19 protein-coding genes are annotated in these 15592 nt (G+C 50.1%); 1 reads left to right on the forward strand and 18 read right to left on the reverse strand.

Annotation, left to right across the window (positions count from 1 at the left end):
• The first annotated feature begins 621 nt into the window (after window positions 1-621).
• Complete coding sequence (locus EL628_RS18915; protein ID WP_126581467.1) at window positions 622-3438, forward strand: CBM96 family carbohydrate-binding protein; 2817 nt, start codon at window positions 622-624, stop codon at window positions 3436-3438.
• 184 nt (window positions 3439-3622) lie between these two features.
• Here EL628_RS18915 and tatC (EL628_RS18920) read toward each other — a convergent pair whose 3' ends face one another.
• The 18 genes from tatC (EL628_RS18920) to EL628_RS19005 all read right to left on the reverse strand — a co-directional run bounded on the left by tatC (EL628_RS18920) (window position 3623) and on the right by EL628_RS19005 (window position 15517).
• A complete protein-coding gene (tatC, locus tag EL628_RS18920; protein WP_126581468.1) occupies window positions 3623-4420 on the reverse strand; it encodes a twin-arginine translocase subunit TatC in 798 nt (265 codons plus the stop codon).
• Window positions 4421-4447: 27 nt separating this feature from the next.
• Window positions 4448-4723, reverse strand: a complete 276-nt coding sequence (locus tag EL628_RS30835) for a Sec-independent protein translocase subunit TatA/TatB (RefSeq protein WP_126581469.1) — start codon at window positions 4721-4723, stop codon at window positions 4448-4450.
• A 182-nt stretch (window positions 4724-4905) separates the two neighbouring features.
• The gene (locus EL628_RS18930) at window positions 4906-5355 is read right to left on the reverse strand and encodes a Sec-independent protein translocase subunit TatA/TatB (RefSeq protein WP_126581470.1); all 450 of its coding nucleotides are present in this window, start codon (window positions 5353-5355) and stop codon (window positions 4906-4908) included.
• Between the two features lie 183 nt (window positions 5356-5538).
• Entirely contained in the window at window positions 5539-6363 is an 825-nt protein-coding gene (tatC, locus tag EL628_RS18935; RefSeq protein ID WP_126581471.1) for a twin-arginine translocase subunit TatC, read from the reverse strand.
• A 27-nt stretch (window positions 6364-6390) separates the two neighbouring features.
• Window positions 6391-6693, reverse strand: a complete 303-nt coding sequence (locus EL628_RS30840) for a Sec-independent protein translocase subunit TatA/TatB (RefSeq protein WP_126581472.1) — start codon at window positions 6691-6693, stop codon at window positions 6391-6393.
• Between the two features lie 129 nt (window positions 6694-6822).
• The gene (locus EL628_RS18945) at window positions 6823-7119 is read right to left on the reverse strand and encodes a hypothetical protein (RefSeq protein ID WP_126581473.1); all 297 of its coding nucleotides are present in this window, start codon (window positions 7117-7119) and stop codon (window positions 6823-6825) included.
• Window positions 7100-7897, reverse strand: a complete 798-nt coding sequence (locus tag EL628_RS18950; RefSeq protein WP_161975607.1) for an RNA polymerase sigma factor — start codon at window positions 7895-7897, stop codon at window positions 7100-7102. The genes EL628_RS18945 and EL628_RS18950 overlap by 20 nt, the downstream gene beginning before the upstream one ends.
• A gap of 209 nt (window positions 7898-8106) precedes the next feature.
• A complete protein-coding gene (gene acpP, locus EL628_RS18955) occupies window positions 8107-8343 on the reverse strand; it encodes an acyl carrier protein (RefSeq protein WP_126581475.1) in 237 nt (78 codons plus the stop codon).
• Window position 8344: 1 nt separating this feature from the next.
• Window positions 8345-8785 carry a transcription antitermination factor NusB gene (gene nusB / locus EL628_RS18960; protein ID WP_126581476.1) on the reverse strand — a complete coding sequence of 147 codons (441 nt, stop codon included), beginning with the start codon at window positions 8783-8785 and terminating at the stop codon, window positions 8345-8347.
• A gap of 74 nt (window positions 8786-8859) precedes the next feature.
• Window positions 8860-9198: an Asp23/Gls24 family envelope stress response protein gene (locus EL628_RS18965; protein WP_126581477.1), complete on the reverse strand. Its 339-nt coding sequence runs from the start codon at window positions 9196-9198 to the stop codon at window positions 8860-8862.
• A gap of 15 nt (window positions 9199-9213) precedes the next feature.
• Window positions 9214-9984 (reverse strand): 3-oxoacyl-[acyl-carrier-protein] reductase, encoded by a 771-nt coding sequence (gene fabG / locus EL628_RS18970; RefSeq protein WP_126581478.1) that lies wholly within the window; start codon window positions 9982-9984, stop codon window positions 9214-9216.
• Window positions 9985-10004: 20 nt separating this feature from the next.
• The gene (fabD, locus tag EL628_RS18975; RefSeq protein ID WP_126581479.1) at window positions 10005-11024 is read right to left on the reverse strand and encodes an ACP S-malonyltransferase; all 1020 of its coding nucleotides are present in this window, start codon (window positions 11022-11024) and stop codon (window positions 10005-10007) included.
• Between the two features lie 178 nt (window positions 11025-11202).
• Window positions 11203-11391 (reverse strand): 50S ribosomal protein L32, encoded by a 189-nt coding sequence (gene rpmF, locus EL628_RS18980; RefSeq protein ID WP_126581480.1) that lies wholly within the window; start codon window positions 11389-11391, stop codon window positions 11203-11205.
• Window positions 11392-11446: 55 nt separating this feature from the next.
• Window positions 11447-11995: a YceD family protein gene (locus tag EL628_RS18985; RefSeq protein ID WP_126581481.1), complete on the reverse strand. Its 549-nt coding sequence runs from the start codon at window positions 11993-11995 to the stop codon at window positions 11447-11449.
• A 341-nt stretch (window positions 11996-12336) separates the two neighbouring features.
• On the reverse strand, window positions 12337-12951 hold the full coding sequence (locus EL628_RS18990) for a hypothetical protein (RefSeq protein ID WP_126581482.1): 615 nt from the start codon (window positions 12949-12951) through the stop codon (window positions 12337-12339).
• Between the two features lie 98 nt (window positions 12952-13049).
• Window positions 13050-13565: a pantetheine-phosphate adenylyltransferase gene (coaD, locus tag EL628_RS18995; RefSeq protein WP_126581483.1), complete on the reverse strand. Its 516-nt coding sequence runs from the start codon at window positions 13563-13565 to the stop codon at window positions 13050-13052.
• A gap of 197 nt (window positions 13566-13762) precedes the next feature.
• The gene (locus EL628_RS19000) at window positions 13763-14140 is read right to left on the reverse strand and encodes a hypothetical protein (protein WP_126581484.1); all 378 of its coding nucleotides are present in this window, start codon (window positions 14138-14140) and stop codon (window positions 13763-13765) included.
• A 156-nt stretch (window positions 14141-14296) separates the two neighbouring features.
• Window positions 14297-15517, reverse strand: coding sequence for an MFS transporter (locus EL628_RS19005; RefSeq protein WP_126581485.1), 1221 nt, complete (start codon window positions 15515-15517; stop codon window positions 14297-14299).
• Window positions 15518-15592: the final 75 nt, after the last annotated feature.

Below are 15592 nucleotides of genomic sequence, written 5' to 3' on the forward strand. Positions count from 1 at the left end.
AAGAAGAAGCAAACAGAAGCATATTTCGTTGCAAAAACGAAATATGCTTCTGTTTCATTTAGATTACATTCAAAGATTGCAGTATTTACTATATATACAATTTTATTAGTAAAAATTCATATTTATGCTAAAATCACCTCTGCATAATTCTACAAAACAATACTCATTCCCATTTATATTAGTATACATCGCAATCTCAAAACTTTTTTCTTCTCCCTTCATTGCTACATAATACGACACGTCCCTCGTCAAAATGTACCATTTTACCTACTTCCCCCCCTATGCTTGACAGCAAAAAACCACCTCCGTATACTTATGTTAACATAAAAAAGATGCTCAATAAAATCTATTTATCTCGTAGAGTTCTCTTAACATGTGGAGTTAATTCTTAGGATCAGCACATGTTTCGTCTGGATAAATATATTTTTATGATTGTTCTATCTCTGTGAAAGGGGGTGATGCTCATTCACAATTATGGATGCGAAAGTATCCAGAAATCTTTTAGCTTTTTAATCTCTTGTTACAGGTTCAGGAAAGATTATCGACTTTCATTGGCTTATTCTACAATTTTTTATAACTTTCCTACCGTTTTTTTAGTATTGTTCAAGGAGGATGTCTTCTATGCACAAAAATCGTGCAAAGTTCCTGGTATCAGGTTTCTTGCTGGCTATTATACTGATAGCTGTTGTCATTGCAGTCAAATTACCAAGTATCCTCGTTCATGCTGATAATCCTACAACTACTTACAATTGGAAACAACTCAAAATCGGTGGTGGCGGCTGGATCACTGGCATCGTTGCTCAACCCACAACTCCCAACCTGTTGTATGCTCGTGCGGATGTCGGTGGTCTGTACAAATGGAATGAAAGCACCCAGACCTGGACACAATTGCTGGTTGCGGATGCTGTGCCCAATCCTACCCCATCCGATTATCAAGTTGAGAGCGTTGCTACCAGCAAATCCAATAATCAGGTAGTCTATGCTGCGGTGGGCATCACCTACGATTTCACCAATGATACTCCCAGCGGTCGTATCCTGAAAAGTACGAACCAGGGCAAAACCTGGACCGATAATGGGCAGCGCTGGAAGATTAACGGTAATGCCGATAATCGTCAGGAAAGCGAGCGTCTGGTTATCGATCCCAACAATGAAAATATCGTCTACTTCGGGTCGCGCAATATGGGTCTGTGGCGCACAACCGATGGTGGCCAGAACTGGACACAGATCTCTCAAGTCCCCGTTGTCTATACCTCTGGTGATAACAATCCCGCAGGCATTAAGTTTGTGGCCTTCGATCCCACCAGCTCGGTTGTCAATGGCGCGACGCAGCGCATCTACGCCGCTGTCGCTGGCTCGGGCGTCTACATGAGCAATGATGGTGGCAATAGCTGGACGAACATCTATCCCACCACTCAGACCATCGAGGCAGGCGACATTGGCAGTGATGGCCAGGCCTACTTCTCGATCACCGATGCTCATATCCGTCGCTATACTCCTTCTTCCAATTCCTGGGCTGACGTTAGCCCATCCGGTAATCCGAACTACCTGACGGTAAGCGTCGATCCATTCAATCCTCAGCGCATCATCGCTGGCACCTCGCCTGTTAGTGGCGGTCATCTCTATCGCACCACGAATGGCGGAGCAAGCTGGGATACGCTGAATATTTCACTCGCATCCCCCAATATCCCCTGGATCACCAATAGCGATGAGTCGAATTGGCTGAGCGTTGGGAACATCATCTTTGATCCCCAGGTCAAGGATCGCCTCTGGTTCGGTCAGGGCACTGGCGTCTGGCGGGCAGATGGCCTCAGTGGCTCGAATATTGCCTGGAACTTTGTGAGCAAAGGCATTGAAGAGATGGTCTCTACCGATCTGGTGGCTCCTCCGGGCGGCCAGCCGGTCAATACCAACTGGGATCGCCAGGGCTTCTACCACGCCAGTCCTGATCAGTATCCACAGGGCGAACTGATGAACGACAAGTTCTCCAGTGGCTGGAATCTGGATTATAGTGGACAGCATCCTCAGTTCCTGGTCAATGTGGTCTCTGACCATCGCTTTCTCAATCCCGATTACAGTGGCTACTCAACCGATGGCGGAAAAACATGGACGCCCTTTAGCGGAACCAGCACGTCCAACGATCGCTTCGCAGGCAATATCGCAGTCTCGGCAACCGATACCAACAATATTGTGCGCCTACCCACGTACGGTCGCGCTCCTTATGTCTCAACGGACCGAGGCGCAACCTGGAATCCCTTGCCTTTCTTCAATAATGTCACCGGCTTACATGTTCAGTACTACCTCAGCCAGCTCAAACTGTTGGCATCCGACAAGGTGGATGGCTCCTTCTACATCTATAGCACAGGCGGTGCATTCTATCGCTCCACCAATAGTGGGCAAACCTGGACACAGGCTGCCAGCGCACCTCAGGGGGGTGGTGATGGTTGGGTCTTCAGTCAGATCCATGCTGTTCCTGGTCATGCTGGCAATGTCTGGTCCAGTACGGCTCAGGGTGGTATCTCCTATACAGAGGATAAGGGCGATCACTGGACGAAGATCGCAGCCATTCAGGAATCCCATGCCTTCGGCTTTGGTGCTCCTCTGGCTGGTGCAGCCTACCCGGCAGTGTATGCCAATGCGAAGATCAACAATCAGTGGGGCATCTGGCGCTCTGGCGACAAAGGTGCAACCTGGGATCTCATCTCAACAGCTCCTGCCGGCATCTATGATAATGTGCAGGTGGTCACTGGCGATATGAACGTGGCTGGGCGCGTCTATGTCGGCTTCTCGGGCAATGGCTTCGTCTATGGCGATACCGGAACCGCTGGCGACAATGGCGGGAACGGTGGTAATGGCGGGAACGGCGGTGGTAATGGCGGCAATGGTGGGAACGGTGGCAGTACTGGTGGTAACAGCGGCAACGGTGGCAGTACTGGTGGTAACAGCGGCAACGGTGGCAGTACTGGTGGCAACAGCGGCAACGGTGGTGGTAAGGGTAAAACAACCCTGAATCCTACCGCTGATCGTGATGATTGGGCCGCCGATGCAGGGTCCTTAACCTATCTCAATGCCAGCCTGTACACCAATTCCTACCTGAAGTTCAATCTCTCATCTGTCCCGAGCAACATCACATCAGCCAAGCTGCGAATCTATCGCAATGATGTAGGCCAGGGAAAACTCAAAGTGACTGTCCATCAGGTTACCAATGATTCCTGGTCGGAAACCGATGCCAGCACCCTTCCTGGAGTTGGCAGCACGATTACGACAGTCTCTTCTAATAAGACAGGCTATATCGAGATCGATGTCACGAAATTTGTTAAGAGCCGGCTCTCGGGTGGACAGGTTAGCCTGGCCATTAGCACCTCGGTGAACGGCTGGAGTGGCTTCGCTTCTCGTGAGAGCAGTTCCAATCAACCGCAGCTGGTGATTACTACAAATTAATCGAGTAGCGATAGCCATCTAAAATTTTTGAGGAACGGCTGCTTTTCAAGAACTCAGAGGAGCAAAGTTCTGACAAAAAAAATTGCCCCTGGAAGCTTTAAGCATTCCAGGTGGCAATTTTTTTGTGAAACCTCTTCTGAAAATAAACGTGTCATACAGGGTGGTGAAACCCTTTCATGAACGTCTACTCAGCTATGATCTCATCCTTAATCGTGAAGCGAATAAAGATAATCGTCAGTTCGTACAGGAGCGAAAGGGAGACACCAATAATCAAGGGGCTATAGATATCTGCACCTGGCGTCAGAAAACAGGATGCAATCCACATGACCACATGAGCAATTGAACGCTTCTTACGCAGCGTCTCACCAGAAACGATTCCAACCTTCGCCATAAACGTCAGGACCAGTGGCAGTTCAAATACCAGACCAAAGACGAGAATAAAGATTGCCACAAACGAAAAGTAGCTACTCGCTGTCACCAGCTCTGTAAAGTTTGCCGACCCAAAGGAGACCAACCACTCTACTGGATAACGCAGAACAATATATCCCAGGCTAATGCCAATCAGGAACAACACAATGCCAAGACTGATAAATGGCAATGCATACTTCTTCTCTCGTGCATACAGGCCTGGTGAGATAAACGCCCAGGTCTGATACAGCAGGATGGGCAGAGCCAGCACCAGTCCCGTTACAAGTGAGACCAGCAAGGTTACGCTAAAGCCTTCAGTCAGGCCCATCACCACCAGTTTATTATCACCCTGACGGTCCAGAGCATTAGCCTGCGTTGGCAGTGGAGCGCGCAAGAAATCCATAATCTGGTCGCGGAAGATAAAGGCTATAATTGCTCCCACGACAATTGCAATCAAGACTTTGAAAATACGCCAGCGGAGCTCTTCCAAATGGTCGATCAGAGACATGACACGGTTGCCATCATCTCCATCATCCAGCAGCGTAGCATGTTCCTGTTCTATCTTCGTCGCCATTTTTTTTCCTAAGCTCGTGGTAGTAGATTAATCAAACTTTGGCTGGGCAGCAGCTTCCTGCGCCGCAACCGCAGCTTTCTTGGCGGCGATCTCGCGCTCCAACGCATCCAGCTCTAAACGTGAGGCATCCGCAGACTTTACATCCTCTTCTTTATCTTTGGGCTGCTGAATCTCGTTAACACCTTTTTTGAACTCTTTAATGCTCTTTCCAATTGCTGAGCCCATCTCTGGCAGTTTCTTTGGTCCAAAGATCAGGAGCGCGATGACGACGATGATAATTAACTCAGGACGCATAAAACCCATGATTGGTTTCCTTTCTTCTACCCTGCTCCTCTAAGGAGGGAGGCAATCGTACACTATTGTCTATATGCAATGAAATCTGACGCGCATGGATACTTTTTTTGTCTGGTTTACTACTCTACTTAGCAAGATGCGTAGCCTTCGCTGTTTGTGACAGACATTTCCCACACCGGCCACTATCCTGGTTACTCTTGCGTTGGATGGACCGTATGTGTGCTGACAACCTCAACGGGCTTCTTGATCACAATCGTCTCAGCGTCGTCAGACTGGGTAGGAAAAGGCATGTGAACTTCAGAGGATTGAAGATCTGCATCTTCGAAGTGAGAAGGTCTCTCGACTACCTCCGCAACGCTGGAGGTCGATAGATCTGCCTCTATGCCAGTCGAAGAGACAGCCTGTGCGGCGAGCAAGGCTTTCCTGGCCGCAATCTCGCGCTCGAGAGTCTCCAGTTCACGTAAGCGGGCACTCTCTTTCTCTTCTTCGTCTTTCTGAGCACTATTTTGCATGTCTTCCATGCCTTTTTTGAACTGTTGGACGCTTTTGCCAATCGCAGCCCCCATCTCTGGCAACTTTTTGGGGCCAAAGATTAAAAGCGCTACGACCAGAACGACAATCAATTCAGGATGAAAACCCATACTATTTTGTCCTTTCTTCTCTGCCTACGACAATGTAGTCGGACCAGCTCATATAGAACAACCCTATGAGAAGTGATCTATTATCTGAAAACCAACCAATCAAGGCAAGCTATGATCCTTCTTTCGATCCTTCTTTCTAGAAAGATGCATGAACCTGCTTGATTGTGACAGGGTAACGTCCTCTTAAGCCGTCACTACAGCATCCTTGACGGTAAAATGGATGATAATAATCGTTAACTCATACAGAATCGACATCGCCACACCCAGAATGAGTGGGCTATAAAAGTCTGCTCCTGGTGTAAGAAAACAGGCTGCCAACCACATTCCCACATGGGCCACAGATCTTTTCTTGCGCAATGTCTGCTCAGAGATCAGCCCCACCTTGGCGAGAAAGGTTAACACAAGCGGCATCTCAAAGACGATTCCAAAGATGAGCAAGAAGATAGCGACAAATGAGAAGTAATTATCAGCCGTCACCAGTTCTGTAAAATTGCTGCCAGAGAACGAGATCAGCCATTCAATCGGGAAACGGAGAATAGCGTAACAGACGATAGAGCCCGCCAGAAAGAGCGCCAACCCAATAAAGATAAAGGGAATCGCATACTTCTTTTCGTGATCATAGAGTCCCGGCGCAATAAAAGCCCAGGTCTGATAAAGTAAGACCGGTAGGGCCAGAACGGTTCCTGCTGCAAGCGAGACCAACAAAGTGATGGTAAAGCCTTCAGTTAATCCCACCACCACAAGTTTCCCATGAGCCGAACGCAGTGCATTGGCCCTGCTTGGCAACGGACCCTGCAAAAAATTCATGATCTGATCACGGAAGATAAAGGCAATGACGCCTCCTATAGCGAGCGCAATCAAACATTTAAAGATACGCCACCGTAGCTCTTCTAAGTGATCGACCAGAGACATCGACGAGGCCTCCATCTCCGCCTCAAGTCTCCGTTCCTGGTCTGTATAGTCATCATATGGGGAGGTCTGCTGCTGACCAATGTTACTGGTTGCCATAAAAAAACCTCCTGTTAACAGCAGCACTTATTCAAAGTTGGGAGCTTTCTCAGTGTGTGGAGCATCATGATACATGGGGGCAGCTTGCTTGTTGGCAAGCTCGCGCTCCAGAGCCTCTAGCTCTAAACGGAGATCTGCGGCTGACCTATGAAGCGGTTGCTCAACCGACGCCTGTGGCTCCGGATTTTTAAGATCATCAATGCCCTTTTTAAATTGCTGAATACTGGCCCCGATCGAACGGCTAAGCTCCGGCAATTTTTTGGGACCAAAGATGAGGAGGGCAACCACCGCAATTACGATAATATCAAGCGGACGAAAACCAATAGGCATCAACAGGGTCCTTTCTTCTTTTCCATTGAGAATGTCACGCGTTCCTCAATGATGTCCATAGAGCACTTTTTGAACCAACATAGCACCCTGATATATCCAGGGTTCGCTAGTGATCTCATCAGATCGGTGCTATGATAGAACTGGATGGGCTAACTCCCGGCCAAACATATTGCTCTCAGCGAGATGGATCCCCTCCAGGCCTGCACTAAGAAGCCCCAGGCTAGCAGACCCGATCGCCACAAGCTTTACAGCCCTACGACGACTGAGGCGATACTCCCGCAGACGTGCTGCCTCATGCCTCTGGCGATTCTGCTGCGCTGCCTCCACCATGAGCGATGAAACGAGCCGCTGCTCTAGATGGGCTGGCGTCGGAGCAGATGGACCATAGTGACGGCCTAATAAAGTCTCAAGAGAGTCGTTGTTCATAAAAGCTCCTTGATCTGGGAGGAAGATCTGTCAACGAGAAACGCTGCTGATGAGTCTGCATCGATCTCCTCTGAACCTTGTAAGTGGGTGAGGAATCAGGAGAGGCCGAAGTCTCAGTCGTCCGGGTGGGCTCAGTGCTCTCTCCCTCCAGACGACTGGCTGGTGACTCCACCAGTTCATCCCCACTTTCGTAGGCATATACTTGCCGAAACTGCTGCCGAGCGCGCGAGAGGCGCTGCCGCACTGCTGCTTCCTTCAATCCCAGGAGATCGGCAATCTCACTATTTGAGAGATCACTCACAATAGAAAGCAACAGGCAGATACGCAGATTCTCAGGAAGTTTCGCCATCGTACGCCGAACAGCATCTTGCTCTGCAACCAGGAATGCCGGATCGTCTGTCTCGGTCTTGCCATAGCCACGAGGCTGGACCGGCGCAGCCTGCTCATGAATACCTTCCAGCCCTCTACTCTCATCCCCTCCCTGCTGCTTTGCATCCTGCAACAAAGAAAAGGGAATAAAGCGAAAGAGCGCTCGTCGCCGACGCTGCATGCGGACCGTATTCAAAGCGATACGCAATAGCCATGCCTTCGCATGAAAGTCCACACCACTCGTCTCACGAGCAGCATCAATAGACTTCAGGGCCTGCTGAAACGTGTCCTGAGTCAGATCCTGACTTTCTTCCCAATTCCCAGTTAGCCCATAAATGGTATGGAAGACAAGCTTATAATATTCATGAATCAGCACCTCAACCGCTTGGGTGGCAGGCAATATATCCACACACAACCCTTTTCACATTGACAGAACGTTCGAACGTACTCATTCTGCCTCTGTATACTAGATGCACGACACCAGGAGTTTGTGACAGGGACCATCAGAAAAAGAACCACACATAGCGAAAGGGGCGACCTGTAATGGTCGCCCAGAAAAATTCGTCTGTTTGCTCTCACTCAAAAAAAGAGAGAGAGCACCAGAAAGGATGAAAAAAATTAGCGGGAGTGCTCTTCGATATAATCTTCGGCTTCTTGAACCGTTGTAATCTTTTCTGCATCCTCGTCAGAGATCTGGAGCTTGAACTCCTCCTCCAGAGACATGATCAATTCGACCAGATCCAGGGAGTCAGCATTCAGATCCTCAACAAAAGAAGCGCTCGAAACTACTTCGCTCTCGTCAACACCAAGCTGGTCAACGATAATTTTTTTCAGGCGCTCATGAATAGTAGCCATTCTATTTCACCTCGCTTTCAGTTTTAGGGGTGGGCTGTTGAGCCCGCGTAAATATTGTACCCAGGACACCATTAATAAATCGGCTAGAGGTATCACTGCCAAATGTCTTGGCAAGTTCTATCGCTTCATTAATAGCAGCCTTGGCTGGTACCGTATTATTAAACAGAATCTCATAGATTGCAAGCCTGAGAATGGTTTTATCAATACGGGCCATCTGCTGGATTGGCCATTCACGGGCTGCGGTCTGAATATGGTCGTCGATATCTGCCACATGTGTATACACACCCACGACTAGCTCGCTCGCGTATTCTACTACCTTTGGATGCAGATTACGCTCCTCGGCATGACGCTGCAAGACCTCTGTGGGGGTATGATTGGTGATATCGTATTCGTAGAGTGTTTGCAGTGCGATCATTCGCGCTTGTCTGCGTATCCCTGGCATAGTATCCTCGCATTGTGACTAGCTTTGAGTCTTGTTCTTTGCAGAGCAGACAGATGTCAGTAAGTCGGATCTACTTAAGCAACATCTTGAATATACACATTAACTTCTCGGACCTGCATACCGATCATCATATCGATGGCTGCTGCCACCTCTTCTTGAACGGCATTGCCAACCTCGACGATATTATAGCCTGCTTCTACAACAATATAGAGATCTGCCGAGACGGTATTATCTTTGACCGTTAATGCTACCCCCTGCCTGGGAACCTCGCGGCCCAGAAGGCGTAGCCATTGATCACTTACCTGAGCCATCTTGACAACTCCAGGGATCAACAAGGCAGTGTTAATCACGATCGTTGAAAGTACTGGTCGGGCAACCCGTACCACTCCGGTTGATTGTGATTCTATTGCCATGACGCTTCCTCCTTCTTAGGTAAGTGATAAACCACCATCAATGCTTAATACCTGACCTGTGATGTATCGCGCAGGTGGCGAACAGAGGAAACCTACGGCCGCTGCTACATCTTCAGGGGCACCCAGATGACCAAGCACAATGCGCCCGGCCAGCGCTTGATGAGCCTCCTTCGTAAGATTAGCGGTCATATCAGTCTCGATAAAACCAGGGGCTACTGCATTAACACGAATATTCCGCCCCCCTAGCTCTATGGCCAGAGTTTTGGTCAGTGCAATCAAGCCTCCCTTTGCCGCCGTATAATTAGCCTGACCTGGATTTCCACCCAGAGCAACGACGGAGGCGATGTTCACGATACAGCCTTTGCGGGCTCTAATCATTGAACGCGCTGCCGCCTTACAGCAAAGATAGGAGCTTTTTAGGTTCGTGTCAAGTACACTATCCCAATCGTCCTCACTCAAACGCACTAGTAGGTTATCACGAGTGATGCCTGCGTTATTCACAAGCACCGAAACTGACCCAAGAGTACTGGTTACTTCGCGAAAGAGTCGTTCAACATCTTCGCTCTTGCTTACATCAGCCGCTATAGCCAGTGCTTTTACGCCAAAAGCCTCTATCTCTGCCACCGTCTCTTTAGCCCGTGCTTCATTCCCTAAGTAGTTGACACAGACATCGGCTCCACGCCGCCCCAGTTCCAGCGCAATCGCTCGCCCAATCCCACGAGATCCCCCGGTCACAAGTGCAACCTGTCCCGCAAGATCTGCCAGCACTACGTTCGTCTCAGACATGTCTGTACTCCATTATATAGTTATTGTACCAGGCCCATCTCACGAACGAGTTCAACGGCCTTTTCAATCTCGGCGACGCTGCTAATATTGATAGTGGTCGCCCCTTTGGCGATGCGCTTGTTCATACCAGCAAGAGCCTTACCAGGCCCAATCTCAAAAAAGGTGGTCACTCCCTGGCTGACCAGATACTCAATTGTTCTGGTCCACTGCACCGATGACGCCACTTGCTGCGCCAGCTCCTCACGTAGCTCCTCTACACTTGTCAGAGGGGTTGCTGTAATATTACCAATTAATGGGATCTGGGGATTCTGAATAGCTGTAACGGAGAGTGAGTGAGCCATCTGTGCAACGGCTGGGGCCATGACTGGGGAATGAAAGGCTCCACTTACAGCCAGAGGGATGACTTTCTTGGCTCCACGCTCTTTCGCAATCTGAAGCGCTGCCTCAAGGGCCTGCTGTTCGCCAGAGAGGACAATCTGGCCGGGCGCGTTGTAATTGGCAATAATTACCTGGCCCTGGCCCGGATGCCTCACATCGCTCGCTTGCAATCCCTGAATAACTTCCTGGCAGATCTCCTGCAAGACTCCTTCATCCAGTCCAATGACCGCTGCCATCCCACCCGGACAGGCTAGCTCTTCTTCATGCATGAGACGACCACGTTCACGCACCAGCTGCGCAACCCCGCTCAGACCCACCGCGCCCGCAGCCACCAGTGCCGAACATTCGCCAACACTATGACCCGCGACATATGCAGGGGTAAAAGGGATCGACCAGGAAGAATAGGAGGAGGAGAGTGCTTCTTGAAATGCCGCAAGGTAGGCAAGGCTGACAGCTACAATAGCAGGCTGAGCATTGATGGTCGAGCGGAGGGTCTCTTCAGGCCCCGCAAAACAGAGCTCACTTAGCGCAAAACCAAGGGTCTGATCAAAGGTGGCAAAAACCTGCTTTGCCGCAGGAGATGCAGCAAAAACATCTGCTCCCATACCAACCGCCTGGCTACCTTGTCCAGGAAAGAGAAAGGCGACTTGTGTAGTTATCATTATGCACTTCACTATTGAAATATGCTCGCTTCCCCAGCTTTTCAGAGTAACGAGAACGGATTGGAATGGATGGTCTTCTGTGGTAGATGACCCACCCATCCGTCCATTGACCGGATAGATGGGTCAGCCAGCCACAATACATCTATAAGTATGCATCAGCAACCCTGTTGCCTCTACACTACTTCTGATTCTTTGGCAGAAACACCTGGCGACCCCGATAGGTGCCACAATTTGGGCAAGCGTGATGCGACAGACGAGGCTTCTTGCACTGTGGGCAAGCAACCAACTGCGGCAGGTCAAGATGATGATGGGCGCGGCGTTCGCCCTGGCGCGCATGCGAGATGCGCTGTTTTGGTAAGGCTCCCATTGCTGTATTCTCCTCTTCCACCAGTATTGTGCCCTGAGTTCTTGATCAGGTCTACTTACTCGTGTGGTGTGTTGTTTTGAATCTGACTGATTGGTAATAGATCTTTTAAGATGTTAAATTGACTCTCTCCCTCTGGCTCACAATTGCAGGGGCCAAGGTTGAGATCATGACCACACTGTGAACAAAGCCCGGCGCAATCCTCTTTGCACAGTGTCACCATCGGAACCGCGAGCAACACAGCCTGGCGTATGGCCTCCGTGAGATCGACCTGATGGTGTTCATCGATAGAGAACACGTCGTCCTCCTCGATTGGTGGAAGTGGGGCACCCGTCACCACATCTACCGTTGGATAAAAGCGCTCCTCAAAGGTCACATGCATGAGCTGCTCAAATTCTTTTAAACAGCGGGTACATGTTAGCCCGAGGGTCAGATCCACCCAACCATCGACCAGAAGCCCCTGGTTGACACGGCGCATACGCACATGGCCATCAATGGGGCCAATGACGTTGAGATCGCTGTCGAGTTGAACCTGTTCTTCATGAATAGCTGATGAGTAGGTGTTGCCAACCTGGGCTTTCATCAGTTGCGCCACATTATATATCATGGGAAATGTTTCCTTTCCACTAGTTTCAACCCTCAGCAGTTTGAAGGGAACCGCTACAATATCTGTTCGTTTCCGGGCAGGTTGATGCTAGAATACAACAGATCGTGTGATGACTCAACACGCGGCATGTTCCAAACAACTGGCGTGATTAGACACTAGAGAACCCTTTTGTACTATCTCTTGCCGGTAAAATACTTTCGGGCGCAAGGTGAATGATCCCGTGTCCTCCGCAGGCGCTTGCTCATTATAGACAAGGTCTGTAAGGGTGTCAAGTCTTTGTTCTGTCTATCAGTTTCTGGTTTTCCAGGGCCCTCTTGTCCCTTTTCTTGGCTCAAATGCTCTTAATCAGAATAATTAGAACTCCCCATGGAATCGGCGGCAAGGGAGGCTCGCCGTTGCTGTGGACCCGTCTGCTGAGGTGGAATCAGGTCGTTCTCTTCTCCATCTGGCTGCTGAGTATTCTGATCCTCCAGGCTATCTAATCCTCGCTCGATGCTCATGATGGTTCGCCCAAGCTCGCCGTTGATGCTCAGAAGATGCTCCCGCAGGCCATGAAGGGTCTCGGTTGCATAGGCATCCGCTTCGTTTTGCAGTTGATCGGTGCGCTCTTCAGCTCGACGAATGATGGATTGAGCCTGCTCGTTGGCTCGCCGCACCATCTCTTGCGAGCGCTCCTCCGCTGCTCGGAGCAGCCCTTCTCGGCTCATGGTCCGTTCGGCCTCGTCTCGAGCACGCGCCACAATGGCGGTCGCATCCGACTGCGCCTGCGCCAAAATGTTCTCTTTCTCCTGGATAATTCGTCGGGCTCGCTTGATCTCATCAGGGATCGAGGTGCGCATCATATCAATAATATTTAAAATGTCGGGCTCTTTGATGATGATCTGATTCAGCAGGGGCATTTTGCGGCTGCTGGCGACAAGGTTCTCCAGACGATCGACCAGATAAAGTATATCCATACTGTGCCTTGTTTCCTTCCCGTGCCACGGCGTCCCCCCCGGACGCAGCCCTGGCTCTCTCCGTATGCTTTGTCTGAGCTTCGCTCTTCGTGATCGCTCTAACGCGGCTCCCCATGCAATTTCTGCTGCAAGGCACGTGCGACAGTGGTGGGAAGCAGGTCGGTGACATCGCCACCTAGACGCGCCACTTCTTTAAGCAGAGATGAACTTATAAAAAGGTGTTCAAGATGGGTAAACAAACAGATTGTCTCGATCTCAGGTGCCAATTTTCGATTCATTAACCCCTGTTTGAATTCAGCTTCAAAATCTGCTGACGAACGGAGCCCTTTGATGATCGCTGTGGCGCCACGCGCTCGCGCATAGTCAATCGTTAGACCCGTGAACGTCTCAACTTGCACGTTGACTAGTTGCTCCTCTGCAATGACCTTTTGCCAGAGTGCCGCCCGCTCTTCAACTGTAAATAGCAGATTCTTCGATGGCGTTGCATAGACGGCGATCACAAGTCTCTCACAGAGCTGTGCTGCACGCCGCGCAATATCCAGATGCCCGTTGGTTAATGGGTCAAAACTACCTGGATAGATGCCAATAAGCTGCGATCTCTGTTGGTGCTTCACCGGCAATCCTCCAATCAGTTGAATCCTTCAGGAAACTATGAAACTAGCATTAGCACTCTTAGCACTTTTTATTAAACCATATTAGCGGCCATTCGGCAATAGCCGAAACGAGCGCAGAAGGGGCCTGGTTAGCAAAAAAGGACAGCCAGGGCTTCTGGCTGTCCCACAAGATCACTTCCCGTCTCACATGGTCCCTTTTAGAGGGCTTTGCGCACGCGTTTCCGGTAGATACCTGTGATCGCTTCTCCCAGGCTAATGGCAATTAAGCCCAAAAGCAGGTGAAGAACCTGGATGATCCAGTGCGAGGAACCTACCATCAGAGAGGCCTGGGTCAGGCCCAGCCAGATCAGTAGTACACCAATGACAAAGGCTGCTATCCCCAGACCAATGTTGCCACCCTTAGCGGTCGCAATGACACCACCCTCAACCCAGAGGGCAATGGCGATTAAGAGACCCAGGAGCATATGCACAGGGACGAGCGCACCTTTGATACCAGCAATCCAGAAGATAAGTCCAAGAATAAGAGCTAGCAGGCCGCAGATTCGCAAGACCATGCTCGAAATACGTAATGCCATCGAAGTCCTTCTCCTTACAGATCATAAATACAGATCATAAATGGTACATCTGATAGAGAATCAGAGGTAGCCAGACGCTTTGAGGATAGCTCTATCCTCTGGCTGAAACGAATGTCAACAGGGCTTTTCATGCGTTGACATGGCTGTTGTGACTTGTTAGTGGCTGATCTCTCCACCGACGGGAATACGCTCTCCTCCCATCAAGTGCACAGGCTGGTGCAGATGGGAGCGATTTGACACGGCTACGAGAAAGGCCAGCAACACAAGTATACCACCGATGATAAAGGGAGTCCCGGGATAAAACATGTAGGCAAGGCCAGCTGCGACCGGCCCTACAGCTCTTCCCAGCCCAGCCAGACCCTGTGAAAGCCCCAGGATCTCTCCCTGCTTCTCCTGAGAACTGGCAAACGATAAGAGGGTCGAGACGGTTGGCGTAACCGCTCCTTCGCCAATGCTTAATAATGCGAGACTCACTAAAAGCAAGGCAAACTGCTGGCTAAAGGCCAGCATGATTAATCCCACTGCCAGCAACAACAGGCCCACTAACATGACTCCACGCTCGTTCCAACGTTTCACAAGTTGACCAACCAGACCCCCTTGCATGAGGACAATAATGATACCTATATAGGTAAATATGTACCCATTCTGTGAGGCTCCCCATCCAAAGGTCTTCTGTGAGAAGAGGGAGAAGACTGCCTCCATGGCGGTGAAGGCCAGCGTAAACAAGAGATTGACGCTGATTAAGGTCAGAATAGCAGGCGTATGAAGAACGCTCCCCCACCCTCTTAAGAGATTCTGTCTCACGGCACTCCCAGTTCGCTGTTGACGCGTCTCAGGGAGAAAGAGGATCACCAGTAAGGCGTTGATTAACGCTAATCCACCCGCAACCCAGAATGGAAGGGTGGTTCCCAGAGGTGCCAGGATTCCTCCCAATAAGGGCCCGATCACAAAACCCAGTCCAATCGATGCCCCAATCATTCCCATTCCACTAGCTCGATTCTTAGCGTCTGTGACATCCGCGACAACAGCTTGCGCTGACCCAATATTGGAGGCACCAATTCCACCCAGAAAACGCGCACATAAGAGCAACGGCAAGTTTCCCGCTAGCGCCGTAAGCACAAATGAACATGTTTCCAGGATCAGCGAGGCTACGATAACGGGCTTACGCCCATAGCGATCTGACAGGCTGCCTAACAGTGGCGTACAGACAAATTGCGCGATAGCGTAGACGGTCAGGATCAGGCCAACTCCAACCGGGGTGGCCCCCACATGCTCAGCCCAGAAGGGTAAGAGAGGAATGATCAGGCCAAATCCAATAAAATCAATCAAGATTGTTAAAGCCATCAGCAATAATGGCGAGCGCGACTTTCTTTGCATAGGTTATCCATCCCGTCTGTTAAGTCAGATCTGACTTAACAGCGAAAAAAAAGCACTTTCCTCTCATTGTAGAAA

Source organism: Tengunoibacter tsumagoiensis (genome assembly GCF_003967535.1).
GTDB classification, from domain to species: Bacteria; Chloroflexota; Ktedonobacteria; order Ktedonobacterales; family Ktedonobacteraceae; genus Tengunoibacter; species Tengunoibacter tsumagoiensis.

Excerpts from the sequence above, each read along its gene's own strand:
- EL628_RS18915 (WP_126581467.1), top strand. The coding sequence starts at position 622 with ATGCACAAAAATCGTGCAAAGTTCCTGGTATCAGGTTTCTTGCTGGCT.
- tatC (WP_126581468.1), bottom strand. The coding sequence starts at position 4,420 with ATGGCGACGAAGATAGAACAGGAACATGCTACGCTGCTGGATGATGGA.
- EL628_RS30835 (WP_126581469.1), bottom strand. The coding sequence starts at position 4,723 with ATGGGTTTTATGCGTCCTGAGTTAATTATCATCGTCGTCATCGCGCTC.
- EL628_RS18930 (WP_126581470.1), bottom strand. The coding sequence starts at position 5,355 with ATGGGTTTTCATCCTGAATTGATTGTCGTTCTGGTCGTAGCGCTTTTA.
- tatC (WP_126581471.1), bottom strand. The coding sequence starts at position 6,363 with ATGGCAACCAGTAACATTGGTCAGCAGCAGACCTCCCCATATGATGAC.
- EL628_RS30840 (WP_126581472.1), bottom strand. The coding sequence starts at position 6,693 with ATGCCTATTGGTTTTCGTCCGCTTGATATTATCGTAATTGCGGTGGTT.
- EL628_RS18945 (WP_126581473.1), bottom strand. The coding sequence starts at position 7,119 with ATGAACAACGACTCTCTTGAGACTTTATTAGGCCGTCACTATGGTCCA.
- acpP (WP_126581475.1), bottom strand. The coding sequence starts at position 8,343 with ATGGCTACTATTCATGAGCGCCTGAAAAAAATTATCGTTGACCAGCTT.
- nusB (WP_126581476.1), bottom strand. The coding sequence starts at position 8,785 with ATGCCAGGGATACGCAGACAAGCGCGAATGATCGCACTGCAAACACTC.
- EL628_RS18965 (WP_126581477.1), bottom strand. The coding sequence starts at position 9,198 with ATGGCAATAGAATCACAATCAACCGGAGTGGTACGGGTTGCCCGACCA.
- fabG (WP_126581478.1), bottom strand. The coding sequence starts at position 9,984 with ATGTCTGAGACGAACGTAGTGCTGGCAGATCTTGCGGGACAGGTTGCA.
- fabD (WP_126581479.1), bottom strand. The coding sequence starts at position 11,024 with ATGATAACTACACAAGTCGCCTTTCTCTTTCCTGGACAAGGTAGCCAG.
- rpmF (WP_126581480.1), bottom strand. The coding sequence starts at position 11,391 with ATGGGAGCCTTACCAAAACAGCGCATCTCGCATGCGCGCCAGGGCGAA.
- EL628_RS18985 (WP_126581481.1), bottom strand. The coding sequence starts at position 11,995 with ATGATATATAATGTGGCGCAACTGATGAAAGCCCAGGTTGGCAACACC.
- EL628_RS18990 (WP_126581482.1), bottom strand. The coding sequence starts at position 12,951 with ATGGATATACTTTATCTGGTCGATCGTCTGGAGAACCTTGTCGCCAGC.
- EL628_RS19000 (WP_126581484.1), bottom strand. The coding sequence starts at position 14,140 with ATGGCATTACGTATTTCGAGCATGGTCTTGCGAATCTGCGGCCTGCTA.
- EL628_RS19005 (WP_126581485.1), bottom strand. The coding sequence starts at position 15,517 with ATGCAAAGAAAGTCGCGCTCGCCATTATTGCTGATGGCTTTAACAATC.